This is a genomic window from Streptomyces sp. NPDC059851 (assembly GCF_042732005.1).
GTDB lineage: Bacteria > Actinomycetota > Actinomycetes > Streptomycetales > Streptomycetaceae > Streptomyces.
Genome location: NZ_JBHWJJ010000031.1, coordinates 34,555 through 59,354, shown reverse-complemented (window position 1 = coordinate 59,354; position 24,800 = coordinate 34,555). Strand labels below are relative to the sequence as shown.

Annotated in this window: 26 protein-coding genes; 9 read left to right on the top strand and 17 right to left on the bottom strand. The window is 72.1% G+C overall.

The window, feature by feature from the left end:
* Window positions 1–170 precede the first annotated feature (170 nt).
* Complete coding sequence (locus ACFV7Q_RS13990) at window positions 171–1,877, bottom strand: glycerol-3-phosphate dehydrogenase/oxidase (protein ID WP_385428030.1); 1,707 nt, start codon at window positions 1,875–1,877, stop codon at window positions 171–173.
* Window positions 1,878–2,137: 260 nt separating this feature from the next.
* On the opposite strand from ACFV7Q_RS13990, the gene ACFV7Q_RS13985 reads away from it, so the two are divergent.
* Window positions 2,138–3,367, top strand: coding sequence for a nucleotide sugar dehydrogenase (locus tag ACFV7Q_RS13985; RefSeq protein ID WP_385428028.1), 1,230 nt, complete (start codon window positions 2,138–2,140; stop codon window positions 3,365–3,367).
* A gap of 122 nt (window positions 3,368–3,489) precedes the next feature.
* Window positions 3,490–3,972, top strand: coding sequence for a hypothetical protein (locus ACFV7Q_RS13980; protein ID WP_385428026.1), 483 nt, complete (start codon window positions 3,490–3,492; stop codon window positions 3,970–3,972).
* 81 nt (window positions 3,973–4,053) lie between these two features.
* Here ACFV7Q_RS13980 and ACFV7Q_RS13975 read toward each other — a convergent pair whose 3' ends face one another.
* The 4 genes from ACFV7Q_RS13975 to ACFV7Q_RS13960 form a co-directional block, all read right to left on the bottom strand.
* Window positions 4,054–5,178, bottom strand: a complete 1,125-nt coding sequence (locus ACFV7Q_RS13975; protein WP_385428023.1) for a GuaB3 family IMP dehydrogenase-related protein — start codon at window positions 5,176–5,178, stop codon at window positions 4,054–4,056.
* A 153-nt stretch (window positions 5,179–5,331) separates the two neighbouring features.
* Window positions 5,332–6,837, bottom strand: coding sequence for an IMP dehydrogenase (guaB, locus tag ACFV7Q_RS13970; protein ID WP_385428020.1), 1,506 nt, complete (start codon window positions 6,835–6,837; stop codon window positions 5,332–5,334).
* Window positions 6,838–6,995: 158 nt separating this feature from the next.
* Complete coding sequence (locus ACFV7Q_RS13965; RefSeq protein WP_360635821.1) at window positions 6,996–7,625, bottom strand: sigma-70 family RNA polymerase sigma factor; 630 nt, start codon at window positions 7,623–7,625, stop codon at window positions 6,996–6,998.
* A gap of 364 nt (window positions 7,626–7,989) precedes the next feature.
* Window positions 7,990–8,601, bottom strand: a complete 612-nt coding sequence (locus ACFV7Q_RS13960) for a response regulator transcription factor (protein ID WP_003948568.1) — start codon at window positions 8,599–8,601, stop codon at window positions 7,990–7,992.
* A gap of 389 nt (window positions 8,602–8,990) precedes the next feature.
* Here ACFV7Q_RS13960 and ACFV7Q_RS13955 point away from each other — a divergent pair, with 389 nt between their 5' ends.
* A complete protein-coding gene (locus ACFV7Q_RS13955) occupies window positions 8,991–9,317 on the top strand; it encodes a WhiB family transcriptional regulator (RefSeq protein ID WP_385428017.1) in 327 nt (108 codons plus the stop codon).
* A gap of 120 nt (window positions 9,318–9,437) precedes the next feature.
* Here ACFV7Q_RS13955 and ACFV7Q_RS13950 read toward each other — a convergent pair whose 3' ends face one another.
* Window positions 9,438–10,391 (bottom strand): LysR family transcriptional regulator, encoded by a 954-nt coding sequence (locus ACFV7Q_RS13950; protein ID WP_385428015.1) that lies wholly within the window; start codon window positions 10,389–10,391, stop codon window positions 9,438–9,440.
* 80 nt (window positions 10,392–10,471) lie between these two features.
* Here ACFV7Q_RS13950 and ACFV7Q_RS13945 point away from each other — a divergent pair, with 80 nt between their 5' ends.
* From ACFV7Q_RS13945 to ACFV7Q_RS13935, 3 genes are all read left to right on the top strand, one after another.
* Window positions 10,472–11,149, top strand: coding sequence for an MOSC domain-containing protein (locus tag ACFV7Q_RS13945; RefSeq protein WP_385428012.1), 678 nt, complete (start codon window positions 10,472–10,474; stop codon window positions 11,147–11,149).
* A 117-nt stretch (window positions 11,150–11,266) separates the two neighbouring features.
* The gene (locus ACFV7Q_RS13940; protein WP_385428010.1) at window positions 11,267–12,040 is read left to right on the top strand and encodes an SDR family NAD(P)-dependent oxidoreductase; all 774 of its coding nucleotides are present in this window, start codon (window positions 11,267–11,269) and stop codon (window positions 12,038–12,040) included.
* Window positions 12,041–12,125: 85 nt separating this feature from the next.
* On the top strand, window positions 12,126–12,818 hold the full coding sequence (locus tag ACFV7Q_RS13935; RefSeq protein ID WP_385428007.1) for an ester cyclase: 693 nt from the start codon (window positions 12,126–12,128) through the stop codon (window positions 12,816–12,818).
* Window positions 12,819–12,932: 114 nt separating this feature from the next.
* Here ACFV7Q_RS13935 and groL read toward each other — a convergent pair whose 3' ends face one another.
* On the bottom strand, window positions 12,933–14,564 hold the full coding sequence (gene groL / locus ACFV7Q_RS13930) for a chaperonin GroEL (protein WP_385428004.1): 1,632 nt from the start codon (window positions 14,562–14,564) through the stop codon (window positions 12,933–12,935).
* A 114-nt stretch (window positions 14,565–14,678) separates the two neighbouring features.
* Window positions 14,679–14,987 (bottom strand): co-chaperone GroES, encoded by a 309-nt coding sequence (groES, locus tag ACFV7Q_RS13925; RefSeq protein WP_360635802.1) that lies wholly within the window; start codon window positions 14,985–14,987, stop codon window positions 14,679–14,681.
* Window positions 14,988–15,361: 374 nt separating this feature from the next.
* Here groES and ACFV7Q_RS13920 point away from each other — a divergent pair, with 374 nt between their 5' ends.
* Window positions 15,362–16,765, top strand: a complete 1,404-nt coding sequence (locus ACFV7Q_RS13920; RefSeq protein WP_385428001.1) for an FtsW/RodA/SpoVE family cell cycle protein — start codon at window positions 15,362–15,364, stop codon at window positions 16,763–16,765.
* 124 nt (window positions 16,766–16,889) lie between these two features.
* On the opposite strand, the gene ACFV7Q_RS13915 is transcribed toward ACFV7Q_RS13920, so the two are convergent.
* The 3 genes from ACFV7Q_RS13915 to ACFV7Q_RS13905 form a co-directional block, all read right to left on the bottom strand.
* The gene (locus tag ACFV7Q_RS13915) at window positions 16,890–17,108 is read right to left on the bottom strand and encodes a hypothetical protein (protein ID WP_385427998.1); all 219 of its coding nucleotides are present in this window, start codon (window positions 17,106–17,108) and stop codon (window positions 16,890–16,892) included.
* Window positions 17,109–17,213: 105 nt separating this feature from the next.
* Window positions 17,214–18,086 carry a polysaccharide deacetylase family protein gene (locus tag ACFV7Q_RS13910; protein WP_385428059.1) on the bottom strand — a complete coding sequence of 291 codons (873 nt, stop codon included), beginning with the start codon at window positions 18,084–18,086 and terminating at the stop codon, window positions 17,214–17,216.
* Between the two features lie 14 nt (window positions 18,087–18,100).
* A complete protein-coding gene (locus tag ACFV7Q_RS13905) occupies window positions 18,101–19,060 on the bottom strand; it encodes a polysaccharide deacetylase family protein (RefSeq protein ID WP_385427995.1) in 960 nt (319 codons plus the stop codon).
* A 100-nt stretch (window positions 19,061–19,160) separates the two neighbouring features.
* On the opposite strand from ACFV7Q_RS13905, the gene ACFV7Q_RS13900 reads away from it, so the two are divergent.
* Window positions 19,161–20,393, top strand: coding sequence for a methyltransferase domain-containing protein (locus ACFV7Q_RS13900; protein ID WP_385427993.1), 1,233 nt, complete (start codon window positions 19,161–19,163; stop codon window positions 20,391–20,393).
* On the opposite strand, the gene ACFV7Q_RS13895 is transcribed toward ACFV7Q_RS13900, so the two are convergent.
* The 5 genes from ACFV7Q_RS13895 to tsaB are packed head-to-tail and all read right to left on the bottom strand — an operon-like array spanning window position 20,380 to window position 23,699.
* Window positions 20,380–21,030 carry a hypothetical protein gene (locus tag ACFV7Q_RS13895; protein WP_385427990.1) on the bottom strand — a complete coding sequence of 217 codons (651 nt, stop codon included), beginning with the start codon at window positions 21,028–21,030 and terminating at the stop codon, window positions 20,380–20,382. The genes ACFV7Q_RS13900 and ACFV7Q_RS13895 overlap by 14 nt on opposite strands.
* Window positions 21,031–21,066: 36 nt before the next feature.
* Entirely contained in the window at window positions 21,067–21,348 is a 282-nt protein-coding gene (locus tag ACFV7Q_RS13890) for a hypothetical protein (protein WP_385427988.1), read from the bottom strand.
* Window positions 21,345–22,496 (bottom strand): tRNA (adenosine(37)-N6)-threonylcarbamoyltransferase complex transferase subunit TsaD, encoded by a 1,152-nt coding sequence (gene tsaD / locus ACFV7Q_RS13885; protein ID WP_385427985.1) that lies wholly within the window; start codon window positions 22,494–22,496, stop codon window positions 21,345–21,347. Before tsaD ends, ACFV7Q_RS13890 begins: the two co-directional genes overlap by 4 nt.
* Complete coding sequence (gene rimI / locus ACFV7Q_RS13880; protein WP_385428056.1) at window positions 22,489–23,004, bottom strand: ribosomal protein S18-alanine N-acetyltransferase; 516 nt, start codon at window positions 23,002–23,004, stop codon at window positions 22,489–22,491. The genes tsaD and rimI overlap by 8 nt, the downstream gene beginning before the upstream one ends.
* Window positions 23,005–23,036: 32 nt before the next feature.
* A complete protein-coding gene (gene tsaB, locus ACFV7Q_RS13875; protein WP_385427982.1) occupies window positions 23,037–23,699 on the bottom strand; it encodes a tRNA (adenosine(37)-N6)-threonylcarbamoyltransferase complex dimerization subunit type 1 TsaB in 663 nt (220 codons plus the stop codon).
* Window positions 23,700–23,853: 154 nt separating this feature from the next.
* Here tsaB and ACFV7Q_RS13870 point away from each other — a divergent pair, with 154 nt between their 5' ends.
* The gene (locus ACFV7Q_RS13870; protein WP_385427981.1) at window positions 23,854–24,423 is read left to right on the top strand and encodes a hypothetical protein; all 570 of its coding nucleotides are present in this window, start codon (window positions 23,854–23,856) and stop codon (window positions 24,421–24,423) included.
* A 20-nt stretch (window positions 24,424–24,443) separates the two neighbouring features.
* Here the strand turns inward: ACFV7Q_RS13870 and ACFV7Q_RS13865 are convergent, their stop codons facing one another.
* Window positions 24,444–24,692, bottom strand: coding sequence for a hypothetical protein (locus ACFV7Q_RS13865; RefSeq protein ID WP_385427978.1), 249 nt, complete (start codon window positions 24,690–24,692; stop codon window positions 24,444–24,446).
* Window positions 24,693–24,800: the final 108 nt, after the last annotated feature.

Here is a 24,800-nt window from a genome sequence, read left to right as displayed (position 1 = left end):
CTCTGCGTTCGTGCCGCCTGCTCCGGCTGCCCCGGCATCCGCCCGGATGCCCGGTGGCCCGCCCCGGGAGAACCCGCGCGATAACCCGCCCCGGCAGAACCCTTATTGTTCCTCACTCCGCAACGGACGGGAGCCCCGGGTCCGCGGTTCCCCACTGACGTATCCCGGAGTTACAACGGAACGATGTCGGGCGCCCCCAACCGCGCCGCATCGGCCGTCTGGTCGTCCGGCTGGCGCTGCGACTCCCGTTCCGCCTGCACCCTCTTCTCGTAGTGTTCCACTTCCTTCTCGATCTGCTGCTCGTCCCACCCCAACACCGGGGCCACCAGTTCCGCGCACTCCCGCGCCGACCGGGTCCCCCTGTCGAAGGTCTCGATCGAGATCCGCGTCCGCCGCGTCAGCACGTCGTCCAGGTGCCGCGCCCCTTCGTGTGACGCCGCGTAGACCACCTCGGCCCGGAGGTAGTCGTCGGCGCCGCCCAGCGCAGCCCCCAGCGAGGGGTCCCCGGCGATGAGGTCCAGCAGTTCCTCGGTCATCGAGCCGTACCGGTTCAACAGGTGCTCCACCCGCGCCACGTGAAGGCCCGTCCGGGCGGCGATCCTGGCGCGGCCGTTCCACAGCGCCCGGTAGCCCTCGGCCCCCACCAGCGGCACGTCCTCCGTCACGCACTCGGCGACCCGCTGGTCCAGCGCGTGCACGGCCTCGTCCACCGCGTCCTTCGCCATGACCCGGTACGTCGTGTACTTGCCGCCCGCGACGACCACCAGGCCCGGCACCGGATGGGCCACCGTGTGCTCGCGCGACAGCTTGCTCGTCGCGTCCGATTCCCCGGCCAGCAGCGGCCGCAGGCCCGCGTACACCCCCTGGACGTCGTCGCGGGTGAGCGGCACGGCCAGCACCGAGTTCACCCGTTCCAGCAGGTAGTCGATGTCGGCGCTGGACGCCGCCGGGTGAGCCTTGTCCAGGTCCCACTCGGTGTCGGTGGTGCCCACGATCCAGTGCCGGCCCCAGGGGATGACGAACAGCACCGATTTCTCGGTCCGCAGGATCAACCCGGTGCTCGAATGGACGCGGTCCTTGGGGACGACCAGGTGGATGCCCTTCGACGCCCGTACGTGGAACTGGCCGCGCTCCCCGATGAGCGCCTGCGTGTCGTCCGTCCACACCCCGGTCGCATTCACCACCTGGCGCGCCCGGACCTCGTACTCCCCTCCGCCCTCCACGTCCTGCACCCGCGCCCCGACCACCCGTTCGCCCTCGCGCAGGAAGCCGACCACCCTCGCCCGGTTGGCGCAGTGCGCCCCGTACACGGCGGCCGTGCGGACCAGCGTGGTGACGTACCGCGCGTCGTCCATCAGGGCGTCGTAGTACTGGAGGGCGCCCACGAGCGCGTCCTTCCGCAGCGCCGGGGCCACGCGCAGGGCGCGGCGGCGCGACAGGTGCCGGTGCACCGGCAGTCCGCGGCCGTGCCCGCCGGACACCGACATCGCGTCGTACAGGGCGACGCCCGAGCCGGCGTAGAACCGCTCCCACCCCCTGTGCTGGAGCGGGTACAGGAAGGGCACCGGCTTGACCAGGTGCGGGGCCAGCCGCTCCAGCAGCAGGCCGCGCTCCTTCAACGCCTCCCGTACGAGGGCGAAGTCGAGCATCTCCAGATAGCGCAGGCCCCCGTGGATGAGCTTGCTGGACCGGCTGGAGGTGCCCGAAGCCCAGTCACGGGCCTCGACGAGCCCGGTGGACAGGCCTCTGGTCGCGGCGTCGAGAGCGGTACCCGCGCCGACCACGCCCGCGCCCACCACCAGTACGTCCAGTTCCCGTTCGGCCATCCGGGCGAGTGCCTCCGCGCGCTGCGCCGGCCCCAGTGTCGCTGTCCTCACGGCTGCCTCCCGTCGGTGCGGGCGTACCCACTCGGTGCGGGTGGCCCGCTCGCGTCCCCCGCCCTCGATTCTGACCCGCCGTACCCCCATCAGCCACCGCCTGTGGACAACACAACGGCAACCTTCACCCCGTAATACGACAGATCGGTCATATATACGCCTAGTCTGACATCGTGCCAGCTCATGCAGCCCTCCGCGGACCACACGAGTTGCGCACCCAGCACCCCCATGCATTGCCAGGGAAGGGACGGCACCACCCCATGCCCGCAGACCTCGCCGTCATCGGACTCGGCCACCTCGGCCTCCCGCTGGCCCAGGCGGCCGTCGCCGCCGGGATCGAGACGGTCGGCTACGCCGTCGGACCGGCCACGGACTCCACCCTCACCGCCGCCGAGGTCCGGCGCATGTCGGCCGCCGGCTTCCGGGTCACCGCCAACCCCGCCGACCTCGGCCGCGTCCGCACCGCCGTCATCTGCGCCCCCACCCAGCTCGGCGCCGACCGCGCGCTCGACCTCGGGGCGGTCGGCGAGGCGGGCCGCACGCTGGCCGCCCGGCTGCGCCCGCACACCACCGTCATCCTGGAGTCCGCCGCCCATCCGGGTGTCACCGAGGACTTCCTGCGCCCGGTCCTGGAGGACGGCTCCGGGCTGCGCGCCGGCCGCGACTTCCACCTGGCCTACTCCCCCAGCCGCCACGACCCGGGCAACCGGACGTACACCATCGCCAACACCCCCAAGGTGATCGGCGGCCTGACCCCCGCCTGCACCGAGTCCGCGCACGCCTTCTACGCCCGCATCGCCGAGAAGGTGGTCCGCGCCCGCGGTCTGCGCGAGGCCGAGACCGTACAGCTCCTGGAGACCAACTACCGGCACGTCAACATCGCCCTGATGAACGAGATGGCGGTGCTCTGCCACGACCTCGGCGTCGACCTGTGGGACGTCATCCGCTGCGCCGAGACCAAGCCGTACGGGTTCCAGGCGTTCCGACCCGGCCCGGGCGTCGGCGGCCACAGCGTCGCCCTCGACCCCAACTACCTCCCGCACGCCACCCGCACCCCGGGCCACCCCCTACGCATGGTCGGCCTGGCCCAGGAAATCAACAGCCGGATGCCGCAGTACGTCATCCAGCGCTGCGCCACCCTGCTGAACGAGCACGGCAAGTCCGTCCGCGGCGCGCGCGTCCTGCTGCTCGGGGTCACCTACAAGCCCGACCTCGCCGACCAGGAGGGCTCCCCGGCCCGCGAGATCGCCAGCCGCCTCCTCGACCTCGGGGCCCTGATCAGCTACCACGACCCGTACGTCCCCAGCTGGCGGGTGCGGGACCAGCCCGTCCCCCGCGCCGAGTCCCTGTACGAGGCCGCCGCCACCGCCGACCTGACGATCCTGCTCCAGCACCACCGGACCTACGACCTCCAGGGCCTGGCCGTGAAGGCGCAGCTGCTCCTGGACACCCGGGGAGCCAGCCCGGCGGGCGCGGCGCACCGGCTCTGAACGGGCGGAAAACCCCCTCGTCCGGTGCCGGTGCGGGCTGCTAGCCTGCGGCGACTTATTTCACGCTTACATCACCTGCCGCACCGGGCTCCCGTGTGCCGCAGGTGCCGGGGGGACCTTCCATGAGCCAACAGTTCCAGCCGCCCGCGCCCGGTTCCGCGACACCGGCCGCCGTCCCGGACCCGGCAGGGCCGTCCCGCCGGGCCAACCTCGGCCTGGGCATCGCCGCGGCCGTGGTCGCCGCCCTGGCCGCGGCCGCCGCCTACGGCGGGATCATGAACGCCGTCGACCGCCAGATCGGCTACGCCGCGGTCGGCGTCGGCATCCTGATCGGCCTCGCGGCGGGCCGCGTCGGTGGCCGCAACCCCGTACTGCCCGTAATCAGCGCCGTCCTCGCAGTGGGGTCCGTCTACCTGGGCCAGCTCTTCTTCGTCGCGCTCGCCCTGGCCGACTACGCGCAGCTGGGCCTGGCCGACGTCCTGGCCGACCCGGGCATCGGCGCCGTCGTCGACCTGTGGAAGGAAGGCGCGGAGGCCATGGACTACGTCTTCCTCCTCATCGGAGCCGTCGTCGCCTTCGGCGCGGCCAAGCGCAGCCGCGACTGACCCGCGGCCGGACACGCCGAAGGGCCGGCTCCCCGGTCAGGGGGAACCGGCCCTTCGGCGTACGCAGGGCTGCCGGACGGGTCAGCGGCGGTGCTGGGAGTCCGCGACCGTGACCTCGACCCGCTGGAACTCCTTCAGCTCGGTGTAGCCGGTGGTGGCCATCGAGCGGCGCAGCGCGCCGAAGAGGTTCATCGAGCCGTCCGGGGTGTGCGACGGGCCGGTGAGGATCTCCTCGGTGGTGCCGACCGTGCCCAGGTGGACCTTCTTGCCGCGCGGCACGTCCTCGTGGACGGCCTCCATGCCCCAGTGGTGGCCCTTTCCGGGCGCGTCCGTGGCTCGGGCCAGCGGGGAGCCCATCATCACGGCGTCGGCACCGCAGGCGATGGCCTTGGGCAGGTCGCCGGACCAGCCCACGCCGCCGTCGGCGATGACGTGCACGTAGCGGCCGCCGGACTCGTCCATGTAGTCGCGGCGGGCGGCGGCCACGTCCGCGACGGCGGTCGCCATCGGGACCTGGATGCCCAGCACGTTGCGGGTGGTGTGCGCGGCGCCGCCGCCGAAGCCGACCAGGACGCCGGCCGCGCCGGTGCGCATCAGGTGCAGGGCCGCGGTGTACGTGGCGCAGCCGCCGACGATGACCGGGACGTCGAGCTCGTAGATGAACTGCTTCAGGTTCAGCGGTTCGGCGGCGCCCGACACGTGCTCGGCGGAGACGGTGGTGCCGCGGATGACGAAGATGTCCACGCCGGCGTCCACGACGGCCTTGGAGAACTGCGCGGTGCGCTGCGGGGAGAGCGCGGCGGCGGTGACCACGCCGGAGTCGCGGACCTCCTTGATGCGCTGCCCGATCAGGTCGGCCTGGATCGGGGCCGAGTAGATCTCCTGGAGGCGGCGGGTGGCGGCCTCCTCCGGCAGCTCGGCGATCTCGTCGAGCAGGGGCTGCGGGTCCTCGTACCGGGTCCACAGGCCTTCGAGGTTCAGGACGCCGAGGCCGCCGAGCTCGCCGATGCGGATGGCGGTCTGCGGGGAGACGACGGAGTCCATGGGGGCGGCCAGGAACGGCAGCTCGAAGCGGTAGGCGTCGATCTGCCAGGCGATCGAGACCTCCTTCGGGTCCCGCGTGCGGCGGCTCGGGACGATGGCGATGTCGTCGAACGCGTACGCCCGGCGGCCGCGCTTGCCGCGCCCGATCTCGATCTCAGTCACGTGTGGTGGCCTTTCCCTACTCGGCTACTGCCCGTCCAGTATCCCCGAAGGGCGGACCCACGCGTTCCCGTGACCGGTGGACGGGACGCGGGGGGAGCCGAACGGCGGAGGGGCGGACCCCGCTGTCCGGGTCCGCCCCTCCGCCGTCACCGCTCAGCCCTGGCGGGAGTAGTTCGGCGCCTCGACCGTCATCTGGATGTCGTGCGGGTGGCTCTCCTTCAGGCCCGCCGAGGTGATGCGGACGAACCGGCCGCGGTCCTGCAGCTCCGGCACCGTGCGGCCGCCGACGTAGAACATCGACTGGCGCAGACCGCCGACGAGCTGGTGGACGACCGCGGCGAGCGGGCCGCGGTAGGGCACCTGGCCCTCGATGCCCTCGGGGATGAGCTTGTCGTCGCCGCCCACGCCCTCCTGGAAGTAGCGGTCCTTGGAGAAGGACTTGCGGTCGCCGCGGGACTGCATCGCACCGAGCGAGCCCATGCCGCGGTACGACTTGAACTGCTTGCCGTTGATGAACAGCAGCTCGCCCGGGGACTCCTCGCAGCCCGCGAGCAGGGAGCCGAGCATCACCGTGTCGGCGCCCGCGACGAGGGCCTTGGCGATGTCGCCGGAGTACTGCAGGCCACCGTCACCGATGACCGGGACGCCCGCGGCCTTGGCGGCGAGGGAGGCCTCGTAGATGGCGGTGACCTGCGGGACACCGATGCCGGCGACGACGCGGGTGGTGCAGATGGAGCCGGGGCCGACGCCGACCTTGATGCCGTCGCAGCCCGCGTCGATGAGGGCCTGGGCGCCGTCGCGGGTGGCGACGTTGCCGCCGATGACGTCGACCGACGCGTTCGACTTGATCTTGGCGACCATGTCGCCGACCAGCCGGGAGTGGCCGTGTGCGGTGTCGACGACGATGAAGTCGACGCCCGCCTCGATCAGGGCCTGGGCGCGCTCGAACGCGTCGCCGGCGACGCCGACGGCGGCGCCGACCAGGAGACGGCCGTCCTTGTCCTTGGCGGCGTTCGGGTACTTCTCGGCCTTGACGAAGTCCTTGACCGTGATGAGGCCCTTGAGGACGCCCGCGTCGTCGACCAGCGGGAGCTTCTCGATCTTGTGGCGGCGCAGCAGCTCCATGGCGTCCACGCCGGAGATGCCGACCTTGCCCGTCACCAGCGGCATCGGGGTCATGACCTCGCGCACCTGGCGGCTGCGGTCCGACTCGAAGGCCATGTCGCGGTTGGTGACGATGCCGAGCAGCTTGCCCGCGGAGTCGGTGACCGGGACGCCGGAGATGCGGAACTTGGCGCACAGCTCGTCCGCCTCGCGCAGCGTCGCGTCCGGGTGCACCGTGATCGGGTCGGTGACCATGCCGGACTCGGAGCGCTTGACCAGGTCGACCTGGTTGGCCTGGTCGGCGATCGAGAGGTTGCGGTGCAGGACGCCGACGCCGCCCTGGCGGGCCATGGCGATCGCCATGCGCGACTCGGTGACCTTGTCCATGGCGGCGGACAGCAGCGGGATGTTGACGCGGACGTTGCGCGAGATGAGGGAGGAAGTGTCGATCTCGTCCGGCGCCATGTCGGACGCGCCCGGCAGCAGCAGGACGTCGTCGTAGGTAAGCCCGAGCGTGGCGAATTTGTCGGGCGCTCCGTCGGCGTTGACAGTCATGACACCTTCCCAAATGGTCTTGCTCAGCGCGGATGTCCATGCTAACGGGATAGCGACGCGTCTCATTCCACGAGCGAGGTCACGTCCAAGTTTCGTCGCTTCCTCCTATTGATCGCCGAGCCCTGACGGGCCATAGCGGAGCCACACGCTCCGCACCGCTACTGCTCGGCGAGGGCGCGCAGCCGGCTGAGCGCCCGGTGCTGGGCGACCCGCACCGCGCCCGGGGACATCCCGAGCATCTGACCGGTCTCCTCGGCGGTCAGCCCGACCGCGACCCGCAGGACGAGCAGCTCGCGCTGGGTCTCGGGCAGGTTGGCCAGGAGTTTCCGGGCCCAGGCGGCATCGCTGCTGAGCAGCGCCCGCTCCTCCGGGCCGAGGGAGTCGTCCGGCCGCTCGGGCATCTCGTCGGAAGGGACGGCAGTGCTGCCCGGGTGGCGCATGGCGGCCCGCTGCAGGTCGGCGACCTTGTGCGCGGCAATGGCGAAGACGAAGGCTTCGAAGGGGCGGCCGGTGTCCCGGTAGCGCGGCAGCGCCATCAGAACGGCGACGCACACCTCCTGGGCCAGGTCCTCCACGAAGTGGCGGGCGTCCCCGGGAAGCCGGGAGAGCCGGGTGCGGCAGTAGCGGATGGCCAGCGGGTGCACGAAGGCGAGCAGGTCATGGGTGGCCTGCTCGTCGCCTTCCACGGCGCGGCGCACGAGCGCGCTGACGGCCTCGGCGCTGCTGCCTTTGGCGGCTCCGGTGGGGCCTGTGGCCGCGGGGGAGCCGGGGGCCTCGTCGTCGCGCATCAATCCATGGTGCCTTGGCGCCGGAGCGTTCGCGGCACCACGGCCCGTGTTGTGCATCGAAGCGTTATGAGCGGGTGCGCCTGAGCTCTTCACTTGCACGCTCCCCTCCCGCTCGCCCGAAAACTCCCCGAGGCCCCATCCCAGAAATGCGCCACACACTCAAGCATGCGGCATCGCGCACGAAGCGACACGTCCCCCGGATTGTGCCCCGCCAATCCCCTGCTACGCACCGGTACGGCCGGGAGCGGGAGCCGCCGGGAAGCCCGGGAGCACCCCGGAGCACCGGGCGGTCGGGCGCGCCGGGCGGTCGGGCGCGCCGCCCCGCCCGCCTGCGGCGGACGGGACTGCCCTCACGGGCCCGCGGTCAGCGGACCAGGCCCCAACGGAACCCGAGCGCCACGGCGTGCGCCCGGTCCGAGGCGCCCAGCTTCTTGAACAGCCGGCGGGCGTGCGTCTTCACCGTGTCCTCGGAGAGGAACAGCTCGCGCCCGATCTCCGCGTTGGACCGGCCGTGGCTCATCCCCTCCAGCACCTGGATCTCGCGCGCGGTGAGGGTGGGTGCGGCGCCCATCTCGGCCGAGCGGAGCCGGCGCGGGGCCAGCCGCCAGGTCGGGTCGGCGAGCGCCTGGGTGACGGTGGCCCGCAGCTCGGCGCGCGAGGCGTCCTTGTGCAGGTAGCCGCGGGCGCCCGCGGCTACCGCGAGGGCCACGCCGTCGAGGTCCTCGGCGACCGTCAGCATGATGATGCGGGCACCCGGATCGGCGGAGAGCAGCCGGCGCACCGTCTCCACACCGCCGAGCCCGGGCATCCGTACGTCCATGAGAATCAGGTCGGAGCGGTCGGCGCCCCAGCGGCGGAGGACTTCCTCGCCGTTGGCAGCCGTCGTCACGCGCTCGACGCCGGGCACGGTGGCAACCGCGCGACGGAGCGCCTCTCGGGCAAGCGGGGAGTCGTCGCAGACGAGGACGGAAGTCATGACCGCCCTCCGGAGCTGCTGATGCGCGTCACCTTGAGCCTCCAGGCTGGTACGTATCGTCACCTGTGCGGTCGATGCTCTCGGACACCTGTCCGGGAACGCCTTGGTTCAACCGCCTTCGCTCTCTCAACGATGGTCACTCGAAAGAGTTACGGGGTCGGACGGACACCTTCGGCACTCTACGTGAGGACGCGATCACACCATCGGCGCCACTCGCCGACGGTCCTCCATCTGGAGCTATGCCCTATTTGGCGGCTTTCCTTCCGTTCAGCCCGTGTCTGAGGCTAGATTCCCAATGAGTCATATTTACATCTACTACGACAGTAGGTGTGGTAGGTGTGGAGACTTGGACCGTATTCGTCTCAGTACCGGCACCAAGAGGACTACCCATGGCAGATTTCTCCCGCCTCCCCGGACCGAACGCCGACCTCTGGGACTGGCAGCTGCTGGCCGCCTGCCGCGGAGTCGACAGCTCCCTCTTCTTCCACCCGGAGGGCGAGCGGGGTGCGGCCAGGAGTGCGCGCGAGGCCTCGGCTAAAGAGGTCTGCATGCGATGCCCGGTGCGTTCGGAATGCGCCGCGCACGCACTGGCCGTCCGCGAGCCCTACGGGGTGTGGGGCGGCCTCACCGAGGACGAGCGCGAGGAACTGATGGGCCGGGCCCGCCATCGCCTGATCCCCGCGTCGAGCACCATCGGACGGACCCCTCCGGACTGACGGCCGCACGGCAGGACCGCTGCGGGACGTCACGCAGAAACGTTTCCCCACCCCACCCCGCGCCGCGGCGGGGTGGGGCCGCGGTGCGCCGCCGTGCGCGGGCGGCGCCACGCTCCGTGGTCAGCGCGCGGCGGCCCGTTCCAGCTCGGCCAGCGTCGCCGCCACGGCCGGCACGCGGGCCAGGTCGGGCAGGGTCAGCGCCACGACCTCGCGCTCCACGGCCGGCACCACGGCCAGCGTGCTCACGCCCTTGGCCCGTACGGACTCCAGCGCCAGCTCCGGCAGTACGGCGACCCCCAGCCCGGCACCCACCAGGCCGGCCACGGCCGGGTAGTCGTCGGTGGCGAAGTCGATGCGCGGGGTGAAGCCCACGCCCTCGCACACCTCGACCAGATGGCGGCGGCAGCGCGGGCAACCCGCGATCCAGGGCTCGTCCGCCAGGTCGGCCATGCCGAGTTCCTCGGCCCCGGCCAGCCGGTGCCCCTCGGGCACGAGCCCGACGAGGCGGTCCGTCAGCAGCGGCCGTACGACGAGGTCGTCCCACTCGGCGGCCGCCGCGGCACCCCCGGCACCGCTCCCGCCCCCCGTCCCGGCTCCGGCCCCGGACGACCCCTCGGCGCCGGCGTACCGGAAGGCCAGCGCGACGTCGCAGTCGCCGTCGCGCAGCATCGCGACCGAGCGCGGCGGCTCCGCCTCGACCAAGGAGATCCGGGTGCCCGGGTGCGCGGCCCGCATCGCCGCGAGGGCGGTCGGGACCAGGGTGGAGCTGCCACTGGGGAAGGACACGAGCCGGACCCGTCCGGCGCGCAGCCCGGCGATGGCCGCGACCTCCTCCTCGGCGGCGGTCAGTCCGGCCAGGATCCCGGCGGCGTGCCGGACCAGGGCGGCGCCGGCCTGCGTGAGCCGCATCTCGCGGCCCGCGCGGACCAGCAGCGGGGTGCCGGCCGACTGCTCCAACGCCTTCATCTGCTGGGAGACGGCGGGCTGCGTGCAGCCGAGTTCGCGGGCGGCGGCGGAGAAGGAGCCGGAGTCGGCCACGGCGCGCAGGACCCGGAGATGGCGTGCCTCGATCATCCTTCGAGCATAAGCCCGGCTTTGACGCGGGGCGCACTTGCCCCGGTACACCTTTGGGGCCGCTGGGTTAGCGTGTCCCCGTGGCCCCCCAGCATGTGATCTCCGTGAACCTCGGCCGTGCGGCGGCCGTCGACTACACCAGCGCCGAGGGCGGGGTGACGGGCATCGGCAAGCGGCCGGTCCCGGGCCCGGTCCGGGTCTTCGCCCCGGGCCCGAAGGGGGTCGGCGCGAGCGGCGTGGAGGGCGACGCCGTCTGCGACCTGCGCCACCACGGCGGCGACCACCAAGCGGTCTACGCGTACGCGCGCGAGGACCTGGACTGGTGGGAGCGGGAGCTGGGGCGCGGGCTGCCCGCCGGGATCTTCGGCGAGAACCTCACCACCTCCGGCCTCGACGTCACCGGCGCGCTGCTCGGCGAGCGCTGGCGGATCGGCGCCGACGTCGTCCTGGAGGTGGCCTCGGCGCGCATCCCGTGCGGCACCTTCCAGGGGGCCCTCGGCGAGCCGGGCTGGGTCAGGCGGTACACGCGGGCCGTGCGGCCGGGCGCGTACCTGCGGGTGGTGCAGGAGGGAGAGGTCTCGGCCGGGGATGCGGTCGAGGTGGTCAGCCGCCCGGACCACGACGTGACGGTGGGGCTGTGGTTCCGTGCGTTCACCACCGAACGCGCGCTACTGGAGCGGACCCTGGCGGCCGGTACGGCGATGGAGCCGGAGGCCCACGAGCGGGTCCGCGAGTACCTCGGGAAGTACGGGACGTAGCCGGCCGGCAACGCCCCGGCGAGAAGCCGGAGCCTACGGCCGGGGGAAAGCGGACGAAGTGGTACCGCCATGGCGGGCCCGCTCCGGACTGTCGTCCGGGGCGGCTAGGTTGCGCATATGACGACTGCGCTGATCACTGGATCCACGGCGGGCATCGGCGCCGCCTTCGCCCGCCGGCTCGCCGCCCAGGGCCACAACCTCGTACTGGTGGCCCGCGACACCGCGCGGCTCGCCGAGCAGGCCACCGAGCTGCACGACCGGCACGGCATCGAGGCCGAGGTGCTGACCGCGGACCTGTCCACGGAGGCGGGCATCGCCGCCGTGGAGCGGCGCCTCGGGGACCGTACGCACCCGGTGGACCTGCTGGTCAACAACGCCGGGTTCGGCAACAAGGGCCGCTACCTCGAAGTGTCCATGGCGGACGAGCTGACCATGCTGAAGGTGCACGTCGAGGCGGTGCTGCGGCTGACCTCGGCGGCCACCGCGTCGATGCGCTCGCGCGGCCGCGGCGGTGTCATCAACGTGGCCTCGGTGGCGGCCTTCGTGCCGCGGGGCACGTACGGGGCGAGCAAGGCGTGGGTCGTGCAGTTCACCCAGGGTGCGGCGCGGGACCTGGCCGGGTCGGGCGTGCGGCTGATGGCGCTGTGCCCCGGGTTCGTACGGACGGAGTTCCACCAGCGGGCCGGGATGGGCACGGACAACATCCCCAACTGGATGTGGTTGGACGCCGACAAGCTGGTGACGGCGGCCCTCGACGACCTGGCGCGCGGCAAGACGGTCTCGGTCCCGGACCCGCGGTACAAGGCACTGCTGGGCGTGGTGAAGCTGACGCCGCGCGGGCTCCTGGGCGGGCTGTCCTCGCGCACGGGCCGCAAGTACGGGCCCCGGTAAGCGGCCGCGTCGGGGGCCGCAGGAGTCAGCCGGACGGGGCAAATCTCCCTAAAATGGACGTATCTCATCCAGCCCGGGAGACGCCATGACATTCGTACAAATAGTCGATTACGAGACGAGCAAGCCCGAGGCCGTCAGCGCGCTCATGGACCGGTACCTGGCGCAGACCAGCGGCAAGCGCACCGTGACGCACAGTGTGGTCGGCAGGGACCGTGAAGCAGAGACACACTATGTCGACGTGGTCGAATTCCCGTCGTACGAAGAGGCCATGAAGAACTCTCACCTCCCCGAAACGGACCGGATGTTCCAGGAGATGGTGGCCCTCTGCGACGGGATGCCGCGGTTCACCAACCTGGACGTGGTCCGCGACGAGCACCTCAACACGCTGCTGGCCAACCGGGTGTTCGACGACATCACCGCGAAGGGCAAGATGGAGGCCATCGAGGAGGTCTTCGCCGCGGACTACATGGACCACGACGTGTCCAACCCCGTCGACAAGACCGGGCGCGAGGGCATGCGCGAGGACGTGGAGATGTGGCGCGGCGCCTTCGACTTCTCCTTCAGCTGCGACGCCCAGATGGCGCAGGACGAGTACGTCACGACGCTGTGGACCTGGACCGGCAAGCACAAGGGCGAGTTCATGGGGATCGCCCCGACCGGCAAGACCTGCACGATGACCGGCACGACGGTCTTCCGCTGCGAGAACGGGATGATCAAGGAAGGCTGGTGGCACTACGACACCAACGCCCTGATGCGGCAGCTCGGGGCGATGTCCTGAGCCGCCCGGCTCCCGGCCCACGGGAAGACCCCGGCCACCACCGCGGAGCGGCGGCGACCGGGGTCGCGGTCCGAAGGGAGCCGGTCAGCGAGGGGCGGACCGGCTCATCGGGGGTCAGTGGCTGTGGCCGTGACCGTGGCCGTGCCCGTGACCGTTGGCCTCTTCCTCTTCCTTCTTCTCGACGACCAGGGTCTCGGTCGTGAGCAGCAGGGAGGCGATGGAGGCCGCGTTCTCCAGGGCGGAGCGGGTGACCTTGACCGGGTCGATGACGCCGGCCTTGACCAGGTCGCCGTACTCGCCGGTGGCGGCGTTGAAGCCGTTGCCCTTCTCCAGCTCGCCCACCTTGGAGGTGATGACGTAGCCCTCGAGGCCGGCGTTCTCGGCGATCCAGCGCAGCGGCTCGACCGCGGCGCGGCGGACGACCGCGACACCCGTGCCCTCGTCGCCGGTCAGGCCGAGGTTGTCCTCCAGGACCTTGACGGCGTGGACGAGCGCGGAGCCACCACCGGAGACGATGCCCTCCTCGACCGCGGCGCGGGTCGCGGAGATGGCGTCCTCCAGACGGTGCTTCTTCTCCTTCAGCTCCACCTCGGTGGCGGCGCCGACCTTGATGACGCAGACGCCGCCGGCGAGCTTCGCCAGGCGCTCCTGCAGCTTCTCGCGGTCCCAGTCGGAGTCGGTCGCCTCGATCTCGGCCTTGATCTGGTTGACGCGGCCGAGCACGTCGTCGGCGGAGCCGGCACCGTCGACGATGGTGGTGTCGTCCTTGGAGATGGTCACGCGGCGCGCGGTGCCCAGGATGTCCAGGCCGGCCTGGTCGAGCTTGAGGCCGACCTCCTCGGCGATGACGGTGGCACCGGTGAGGGTGGCCATGTCCTGGAGCATCGCCTTGCGGCGGTCACCGAAGCCGGGCGCCTTGACGGCGACCGCGTTGAAGGTGCCGCGGATCTTGTTGACGACGAGGGTGGAGAGGGCCTCGCCCTCGACGTCCTCGGCGATGATCAGCAGCGGCTTGGAGCCACCCGCCTGGATGACCTTCTCCAGCAGCGGCAGCAGGTCCTGGATGGAGGAGATCTTGCCCTGGTGGATCAGGATGTAGGGGTCCTCCAGGACCGCCTCCATGCGCTCCTGGTCCGTGACGAAGTACGGCGACAGGTAGCCCTTGTCGAAGGCCATGCCCTCGGTGAACTCCAGCTCCAGGCCGAAGGCGTTGGACTCCTCGACGGTGATGACACCGTCCTTGCCGACCTTGTCCATCGCCTCGGCGATGAGCTCGCCGACCTGCTGGTCCTGCGCGGAGAGCGCGGCGACGGCGGCGATGTCGGACTTGTCCTCGATCGGACGGGCGGTCGCGAGGAGCTCGGCGGACACGGCCTTGACCGCGGCGTCGATGCCCTTCTTCAGGGCGGCCGGGGAGGCGCCGGCGGCGACGTTGCGCAGACCCTCGCGGACCAGCGCCTGGGCCAGCACGGTGGCGGTGGTGGTGCCGTCACCCGCGATGTCGTTGGTCTTGGTCGCCACCTCCTTCACCAGCTGCGCGCCGAGGTTCTCGTACGGGTCGTCCAGCTCGACCTCGCGGGCGATGGTGACACCGTCGTTGGTGATGGTGGGGGCGCCGAACTTCTTGTCGATGACGACGTTGCGGCCCTTGGGGCCGATCGTCACCTTGACCGTGTCGGCAAGCTTGTTGACGCCGCGCTCGAGGGCGCGACGGGCGTCCTCGTCGAACTTCAGGATCTTCGCCATGGGAGCGGTTCAGCCCTCTCGGAAAACTCGGGTTCAACGACCCGCGCCCCTCGCCGCCCGGCAATCAGCGGGGTGACCAGGGGCGCAGATCAAAGCAGTTCTGGGAGAAGTGAATTACTTCTCGATGATCGCGAGCACGTCGCGAGCCGAGAGGACGAGGTACTCCTCGCCGCTGTACTTCACCTCGGTGCCGCCGTACTTGCTGTACAGCACGATGTCGCCGACGTTGACGTCCAGCGGGAGACGCTGGCCGTCCTCGAAGCGGCCCGGGCCCACGGCGAGGACGACGCCCTCCTGGGGCTTCTCCTTCGCGGTGTCCGGGATGACCAGGCCGGAGGCCGTGGTCTGCTCGGCGTCGAGCGGCTGGACCACGATGCGGTCCTCAAGCGGCTTGATGGCAACCTTGGAGCTGGCGGTCGTCACGATCCGACCTCCCCCTTCGGAGATCTCACGGGGTTAACTGTCTGAGGTGGCGACCAGGTGGATCCGTCGTCGCGGGTGCCGGACCTGCCCGTCGCTGTGTTGGCACTCACCGGGGGTGAGTGCCAGGTGCGAGACTATTCCGGCGATTAGCACTCGGTCAAGCGGAGTGCCAATACGGTCCCCCCGGTTCGCACATCCGGCCACTCCGGCCGCCGAGTCGGCCGGATCCAGACGGTCCCCCTCCCGAACGCTCCGAGCAACCCCGACGACCGCATGATCGTCCTAGACGATATGAAGCTAAAGCGTTCCATTGACGATCAGATCGGACCCATGGCTTCCGCCTCCCCCGTCACCGCCGACGGGCGCGGCGACCCGTGCGGGGGCTGAGGCCGCTGACGGCCGCCGGGGCCCGCCGCCGCACCGAGGCCCTGCTGCTCGCCCTCGTCGTCGGCACCACCGTCCTCGGACACGCGAGCGCCGGCCTGGGCCTGAACGGCGAGCTGCCGGTCGACCTCGCCGGCTTCGCGATCAGCATGAGCCTGCTGGCCCTGGTGGCACACCTGGGCGTGCGCCGGTTCGCCGCGTACGCGGATCCGCTGGTCCTCCCGCTGGCCGTGCTGCTGACCGGGCTCGGGCTGGTGCTGCTGCACCGGCTCGACCAGTCGTACGTCGAGCGGTACGGCGCCGAGGCCAACGCCCCCGGCCAGCTGGTGTGGACGGTGATCGGCGTGGCCGCCTGCCTGCTGGTGGTGGCACTGCTGCGGGACCACCGCCTGCTCCAACGGTTCATCTACCTCACGATGGCCGGGGCGCTGGTGCTGCTGATCGCGCCGGCGTTCTCGCGGGCGGACACGTACGGGGCGAAGCGCTGGATCGTCATCGGCGGCTTCTCCGCGCAGCCGGGCGAGTTCGTGAAGATCATGATCGCGGTCTTCTTCGCGGGCTACCTGGTCGTCCACCGGCATTCCCTCGCCCTGACCGGGCGGCGGTTCCTGGGCCTGCGGCTGCCCCCGATGCGCCAGCTGGGCCCCCTCGTCACCGTCTGGATCCTGTCGCTGCTGGTGCTGGTCTTCGAGCGTGACCTGGGCACCTCGCTGATCTTCTTCGGCGTCTTCGTGGTGATGCTGTACGTCGCCACCGAGCGCACCGGCTGGATCGTGTGCGGCCTGGTCATGGCCGCGGCCGGAGCGTTCGTCGTGGGCTCGACCGAGCCGCACGTGAAGGGGCGCGTGGCCGCGTGGCTGGACCCGCTGTCGTACTACTGGCAGGACCGGCCCCCGGGCGTCACCTCGGACCAGTCGGCGCAGGCCCTCTTCAGCTTCGGCACCGGCGGCATCTCGGGGACGGGGCTCGGCCTCGGGCATCCCGAGCTGATCGTGTTCGCGGGCCGCAGCGACTTCATCCTGACGACGGTGGGCGAGGAGCTCGGCCTCGCCGGGGTCATGGCGGTGCTCCTCCTGTACGGCCTCCTCGTGCAGCGGGGACTGCGGATGGCGCTGGGCGCCCGCGACCCCTTCGGCAAGCTGCTGGCGGTGGGCCTGTCGGCGGCGCTGGCACTGCAGGTGTTCGTGGTGGCGGGCGGTGTGACGGGGCTGATCCCGCTGACCGGCAAGGCGCTGCCGTTCCTGGCGAAGGGCGGCTCGTCCCTCCTCGCCAACTGGATCATGATCGCGCTGCTGCTGCGGATCAGCGACAGCGCGGAGCGGCAGCGGCTGGCGGACCGCCGAGGCCCCGTGGCGACCGTGCTCACGCCGGTGGTGGCGGTCGGGCGGGACTGAGGGGCGCCGGGCGGGGTGGAGGGGGCGCCGGGCCGGCCCGGGGGTGCAGGACGGGGCCTAAGGGTGCAGGGGGGGGCCAGGGTGCGGAAGGGGGGTCGCCGGCCGGCCGCGCCTTCCGGACGGCTCAGCCGCCGCCTTCGGACTCGATCACCCGTTTGGCCGCCTCGGCCTCGGCGGCGGCGGGCGACAGCTCGGAGAGGGTGTCGAGGTCGTGGTCCTTCTCCAGCTCCCGCTCCCAGGCGTCGGCCAACTCCTGCTGCCGGGCGGGGGGCAGCTCTCGGACCTTCTCCCGGTGCGCAGGGCTCAGGGCGTTCAGGAAACGCTCGACGGTGTCGATCGGCATCGCTTCGCCTCCCGGTTCGGCGGGGGTGGGGTGTGCGTCATTCCTCCCGCGGTGGACCGGGCCCGTACCCGGGGGCACGCGCCCTTCACCTGAACGGGCAGTGCCTCAGAGGTAGTCCTCCAGGCGGCCTATGCGGAAGCCCTGCTCCTGGATGCTCCGCAGCATGCGGGTGGTCATCTGGACCTCCGTCGCGCCCTTGAGCTCGGAGGGGCCGCGGAAGTGGGCGAGGATGATGTCGCCGGGCTTGAGGCCGGAGCCCTGGGCGTACTGGAAGTCGTTGATCTGCATCGACGCCCGCCACAGGACCACCTGCGTGATGCCGCATTCGGCGGCCGCCTTGAGCGTGTCGTCGTTGTAGTTGCCGAACGGCGGGCGGAAGCGGGTGGGCTTGGCGCCGAAGCGCTTCTCCAGGCGTTCCTGCTGACCGCATATCTCCTTCTTCTGCGCCGCGTAGGGCAGGGTCCGGAGGTTCGGGTGGGTCAGGGTGTGGTTGTTGATGGTGCTGCCGGAGCCGTTGTCACGGATCTTCTCGAAGTGCCCGTAGTCCGAGGAGGCGACGTTGTCGGTCAGGTACATGCTGATCGGCAGCTTCAGATCGGCCACCATCTTCAAGAACTCGGGGTCCTTCTCCGCGCCGTCGTCGAAGGTCAGGAAGACGACCTTCTCCGTGGCCGGCACGGGTATTCGGTCCACGACCTGGGCCTTGCCCGGGGCGGGCGGCGGCAGGACCGGCTTCTGCGCCGGCTTCGGCGCGAACTGCACCGGGGCCGTCAGCCCCCACTTCTCGTACGCCTGGTCCCCGCCGCCGGCCGAGGGCGACGCGCCCGGGGTGCCCTGGGCGACCGCCCCGGACGGGGCCGACGGGCTCGGCTGGTCGTGGGTGGCCTTGCGTCCGAGCCGCTCGATGGGGTCCACGCTGTTCCCGCACCCCGTCAGGGACAGCGCGAGCGCGCCGGCCGTCAGCGTTCCGGCCACCAGCCGACGCGCGTGCTTCACAGGTAATCCTCCAGCCGTGCCACGGCGTAACCCTTGTCCGTGACGGTCTTCATGACGTGGCGGACCATGTCGGGCATGGTGCCCTCCCAGTCGTCCCGCCCCCGGAAATGCGTGAGGATGATATCTCCGGGATGCAGGTCGCGGTCCCATTCACGGTAGTCCATCCGGTTCGGGAAGGCCTCGGCGTTCCACAGCGGAACCGCTTTGATCCCACAGGACTTGGCCGCGCGCAGGGTGTCCTCGTTGTAGTTCCCGTACGGCGGACGGAAGAGCGTCGGCCGCTTGCCGAACGTCCTGCGCATCGTGTCCTGCTGCCCGCAGACCTCCTCGCGCTGCTTCTCGTACGACAGCGCCGGCATGTAGCGGTGGTTGAGCGAGTGGTTGTTCAGGGTGACGCCGTCGGCCTGCATCTCCTTGAAGTAGCGGTAGTCGTCACGGACGAGGTAGTCGCTGAGGAACGCCGTGTACGGGATCCTCAGCTCCTTCATCATCTTCAGGAACTCGGGGTCCTTCTCCGCGCCGTCATCGACCGTCAGGAAGACGACCTTGTCCTCCGTCGGGATCGTGGTGAAGACGGGCGGGAGGTCCTCGTGACCCTCGACCTCGAAGCCGTCGCGGGTGCTGATCTTCGGCTTCTCCTTCGGTGCCGCAGGGGCGTCCAGCGGCACCTTGTCCAGCTTCCACTTCTTCACCGCGGCCAGCCGGGCCTTGAGTTGTTCGGCGCGGGTGCCCGGAGCCGCCCCCGCCGCGCCGCCCCCCGTACCGGAGGATGCTTCGGCGCTCTTGCCGCCCTTGGTCGGGGCGGGTGCGCCGCCGGAGTCCCCGGAGGTGCCGCACGCCGTTCCCAGAGCGGCGACGAGCAGGGCCGACAGGGCGACCCCGGCCCGACCGCGCGAGCCGGCGGTGAACCGGCGACCGTGAAGCATCTTTTGTTCCTTTTGTCGTACTAGCTGCATAGCAGCGGATCCTGGCACCGCAACGGCGCTCCGCCCCGCCGACACCGCGAACGGAAGGCGACCTTCCACCGACTGGCGCACACTGGCCGACAATGGGGCGGTGACCCCCGAAGACTTCGCCGCCCTCCTGACCCCCGAGGGCCGCGCCCTCCTGGACTCGCTCCGCGACTACGACCCGGCCCAGGAGCTCGCCGTCGCCACCCGGCTGCGCCGCGAGCACCCCGCACCGCTGGTCTCCGCCGCGCTGGGGCAGGCCCGGCTGCGGCAGCGCGCGGCGGCCAAGTTCGGCGCGGAGGACGCCTTCCGGATGTACTTCACGCCCGGCGGAGCCGAGATGGCCACCCGTGCCACGGTGGCCTCGTACCGCGCGCAGCGGTTCGCGGCGCTCGGCGTGCGCAGCGTCGCGGACCTGTGCTGCGGCATCGGCGGGGACGCCCTGGCCCTGGCCCGGCTCGGGATCCGGGTGCTGGCGGTGGACCGCGACCCGCTGACCGCCGCCGTGGCCCGGGCCAACGCCGAAGCGCTGGGGTTGGCGGACCTGGTCGAGGTCCGGGAGGCGGACGTCACCACCGTCGACACCGCCGGGTACGACGCCGTCTTCCTCGACCCAGCCCGGCGCGGCGGACATGGTGGAGGGGCCGCGCACAGCACGTCCGCGAGGGGCGGTGGCCGGGCGGCGGGCGGACGGGTCTTCGACCCGGAGGCCTACTCGCCGCCGCTGTCCTGGGCCGTGGAGGCGGCCCGTACGGCGCGGTGCGCGGCCATCAAGATCGCTCCCGGCATCCCGCACGAGGCGGTGCCGGAGCAGGCCGAGGCCGAGTGGATCTCCGACCACGGGGACGTGAAGGAGGCCGTGCTGTGGTTCGGGGCCACCCCGGGCACCGTCCGCGCCACCCTGCTCCCCGGCCCGCGCACCCTGCACACCGCCGGCCCGTTGCCCGACCCGGAGACCGGGCCGGTCGGCCGCTACCTGTACGAGCCCGACGGCGCCGTCATCCGCGCCCACCTCGTCGCCGAGGTCGCGGAGCAGCTCGGCGGCCGGCTCATCGACCCGACCATCGCCTACGTCACCGCCGACGAGCTGCGCGCGACGCCGTACGCGACGGCGTACGAGATCACCGACGTGCTGCCGTTCGGCCTGAAGAAGCTGAAGGCGCTGCTGCGCGAGCGCGAGGTCGGCATCCTGACCGTGAAGAAGCGCGGCTCGGCCATCGAGCCCGAGGAGCTGCGCAGGAAGGTCAAGCCGCAGGGGCGGAACGCGGCGACCGTGTTCCTCACCCGGGTCGCGGGCGCCCCGTCGATGCTGATCGGCTCGCCGGTCAGCGCCCTCTGACGACGGGCGGCGGGGGCGGGAAGGCGCGCACGGCCCAGCGGTGGTGCGCGCCGGCCTTGCCGAGGCCCAGCAGGCCCGTGATCCACAGGATGGTGCCGAAGCCGACGGTGTAGGTCACCTCGCCGTACGTGGCGCCGCCCGGCCGGGCCCACGCCGCGGCGGCGGCGGCGAAACACACGTAGAGCCCGAACACGGCCGCCGCGGAGGAGGAGAGCGCCCAGAACAGGATCGGGCCGGGGGAGCGCAGCCACGCGTCGGCGGCCGGGTCGGGGTCCACCTCGGCCCAGGCGTGCAGCAGTCGGCGCACCGCCCGGTCCCGCCGGACGCACCGGGCGGACCAGAACCCGGCCGGGATCATCACGCCCGCCCCGAGCAGGGCGAAGACCCCGCCGAAGACCACCGAGAAGGGGCCCGAGCTCTCGAAGGCCATCAGGCCCGCGCCGACGAGGGACCAGCCGAGGGCGATGACGGCGGCCACGGCCCAGAGCAGGAGCAGCCGCCCCGGGCCGAGGCTTCGCCGGCCCAGCTCCCGCAGGATGCGCACGCGGTCGGCGCGCACTGCCCGTACGGAGGCCTCGTCCAGTACGGCCCGCAGATCGGCGGGCGGCGGCGGGGGCGGCAGGCCAGGGCGCGTCATGCACATGACCCTAGCCCGGGCCCGCCGTCCGGCGGCTCAGGACCCGCCGGCGGTCTCCGCCTCCACCGACTCGAACCGCCAGCGGTGCACCGCGCGCGTGATCAGGTCGGCCGCGGGCTCCGGGAGTTCCGGGAGTTCGGCCGCCAGGCCCTCGGCCGCCTCCCACCAGGTGATCACCAGCACCCGGTCCTGCGAGGCCCGCAGCACCTCCCGGCGCAGTGGCTCCCGGGCGAGGACCTGCGAGCGGGCCCACTCCAGCAGTTCCGCACCGCGGCCGTCGGCGGCGCGGGCCTCCCACATCAGCGCGATGGTGCTCACGAGTACAGGTTGTCCTTGCTCAGCTCGTGCACGTGGTCGTGGTCGTGGTCGTGTCCGTGTGCGTGTGCGTGGCCGTGGTCCTGCTCGTCCGCGTCCCCCTTGCCGGCGCCCGGCACGTGCGGGTCCGTCACCGGCAACGAGGAGTCCGCCGACAAGTCCCAGTCCGAGGCCGGGCGGTTCCGCTTGACCATCTCCGCGCCCAGCGCCGCGACCATCGCGCCGTTGTCCGTGCACAGCTTCGGCCGAGGCACCCGCAGGATGATCCCCGCGTCGTCGCAGCGCTCCTGCGCGAGCGCCCTCAGCCGGGAGTTGGCCGCGACGCCGCCGCCGATCATCAGGTGGTCGACGCCCTCGTCCTTGCAGGCGCGGATCGCCTTGCGGGTCAGCACGTCCACCACGGCCTCCTGGAAGGACGCCGCGACATCGCGCACCGGCACGTCCTCGCCCGCGTTCCGCTTCGCCTCGATCCACCGGGCGACCGCCGTCTTGAGCCCGGAGAAGGAGAAGTCGTACGCCGGGTCGCGCGACCCGGTCAGCCCGCGCGGGAAGTTGATCGCCTTGGGGTCGCCCTCCTTGGCCAGCCGGTCGATGACCGGGCCGCCGGGGAAGCCGAGCTGGAGCACGCGGGCGATCTTGTCGAAGGCCTCGCCCGCCGCGTCGTCGATGGTCGCGCCCAGCGGCCGCACGTCGGAGGTGATGTCCGGGGCGAGCAGCAGGGAGGAGTGCCCGCCGGACACCAGCAGCGCCATCGTCGGCTCGGGAAGCGGCCCGTGCTCCAGCTGGTCCACGCAGATGTGCGAGGCCAGGTGGTTCACGCCGTACAGCGGCTTGCCGAGCGCGTACGCGTACGCCTTGGCCGCCGAGACGCCGACCAGCAGCGCCCCCGCGAGGCCGGGGCCGGCTGTGACGGCGATGCCGTCGAGGTCGCGGGCGCTGACCCCGGCCTCCTTCAGGGCCCGCTCGATGGTCGGGACCATCGCCTCCAGGTGGGCGCGGGAGGCCACCTCGGGCACGACGCCGCCGAAACGCGCGTGCTCGTCGACGCTCGACGCGACCGCGTCCGCCAGCAGGGTGGTGCCGCGGACGACGCCGACGCCGGTCTCGTCGCAGGAGGTCTCGATGCCGAGGACGAGGGGTTCGTCAGCCATGGGTCTCACCTTGTACGGGTCCGTCCGCGGGGACGGAGTGTGCGGGATCGGAAAGGCGCATCACGAGCGCGTCGACGTTGCCGGGCTGGTAGTAGCCCCTGCGGAAGCCGATCGGCTCGAAGCCGAAGCGCTCGTAGAGCTTCTGGGCGCGGGTGTTGTCCACCCGCACCTCCAGCAGCACCTCGGCGCACTCGAACGCGGAGGCGGCCCGCAGCAGATCGGTGAGGAGCCGGGCACCGAGCCCGGTCCCCCACTGGTCGCGTGCGGCCGCGATGGTCTGTACGTCGGCCAGGTCGCCGGCGGCGGCCAGCCCGGCATAGCCGACGATGCGGCCGGAGCCCGCTGCGGAGCCGCTGTCGGGAACGGTCTCGGCCACCACGTAGTGGCGGGTGGCGTGCGGGCCGCGGGCGTGGGCGAGCTCGGACCAGAACATTCCGGCGGACCAGGCGTCCTCGGGGAACAGTTCCTGCTCCAGTTCCAGTACGGGCGCGATGTCCCACCAGCGCATCTCGCGCAGTACAGCGGTGCCGGTACCTGCGGTCACTGCGGGGTGACCACCTTGTAGTTCTTGGGCACCTGGGCGTCGGGCCGGCGCAGGTACAGCGGGGTCGGGGGCAGGAACTCCTGCCCGGCCGCGAGCCGGTGCACCGCCAGCGCCGCGAGGGCGGCGGCGCTCAGGTGCTCGGGGCCGCGGGCGTCGGTGAACACCTCCGGGTACAGCAGGGCGCCCTGGCCGACCGCGGGCAGCCCGGCGACCTGCTCGGCGATCTCGGCCGGGCGGTCCACGGCGGGCCCGCCGACCCGCGTGAGCGGGTCCTCGTAGCGGGCCCAGTAGACCTCCTTGCGCCGCGCGTCGGTGGCGACGGTGAAGGGTCCCTCGATCCCCGCGGCGCCCGCGGCGTACGCGAGGCCGTCGAGGGTGCACAGGCCGTGCACGGGGATGCCGAGGACGGAGGCGAAGGTGGCGGCCGTGGCGAGGCCGACGCGCAGCCCGGTGTAGGGGCCGGGGCCGACGCCGACGACGATGCCGGTGAGGGCGTCGAGCGTGAGCCCGGCCCCTGCGAGGACCCGGTCGACCGACGGCAGCAGGAGCTCCCCGTGGCGGCGGGCGTCGACCTGGTGGGATTCGGCGAGGACGTCCTCGCCGTCGTGCAGGGCGACGGTGACGGCGGGCGTGGCGGTATCTACAGCGAGCAAGAGCACGCGAACAGCCTACGACTCCCGGGGCCCGGGCCCTCGCGGCCGGTCGCGGGGCACCCCTGCTGCTACCTTCGACCCGAGGATTCGACCACGGCATGCGAAATCCGGGACCAGGCCCGGGAATCTGCCGGACCCGGCGCACGGGGAAGCACGAGAGGTGGAGCAAGTGGGACGCAGCAGCGGAATCGTGGCCGGGCTCACCGCCGCGGCACTCGCCGCGGTCGGGTTCCTCGGCTACCAGGCCTCGGCCACCGCGCCCGCACCCGCCGCACGGGGGGCCGCGCCGTCGGCGGCGCCCTCCGCCGAGGCGCCCGCGCCGGCGCCCGGCCCGGCGAAGCCGAACGCCGTGCCGGCCGATTCGGGCACGGGGACGCGCGTGGTGTACTCGGCGGCCCTGAAGCGGGTGTGGCTGGTCACCGAGGACGGCAAGGAACCGAGGACGTTCACGGTGGTGCCGAGCACGGTGCACCCGAAGCCGGGCACCTACCTGGTGAACTCCCGCTCGAACGCGGTCACCGGCTCGGACGGCGTCCCGGTCGAGCACGTCGTGCGCTTCGCGACCGCCGAGGGCAGCGGGGTCGTGATCGGCTTCAGCGCCCGCGCGGACGGGAAGCTGCCCGAGCCCGACCCGACGCGGAAGACCGGCGGCATCCGGATGAGCCGGGCCGACGGCGACGCCATGTGGGCGTTCGCGACGATCAACTCGAAGGTCGTCGTCGTCCCCTGACATTCACCCGGACGGAGGACTCAGGCCGCCTCGGGCTCCGGGGCGGCCTGCTCGTGCCGGCCGCCCGGTCCGCGGCCGTCGGCCGCCGCTTCCGCGCAGGCCGGTCCGGCCGGTCCGGCGGGCTTCTCCCGGCCGGCCGCCCGCTGCCGTGCGCGCTCGTGCACCGGCGGCGTCGAGACGGCGGACGCAGCCGCACCCGCGGCGAGCAGCACGCCCATGGGCACGGCGGACGAGCGGGGGTCGCGCGGTGCCGTTGCTCCTGTCGACATGGCTGCCTCCTGGCCCGGGCCGGCCGTACTTAGGTAGGCCTAACCAGCCCTCCGTACCATGTGACCACGCCCGGCTCTTCCGGCGCAACATCTTGCCGACACCTTGTC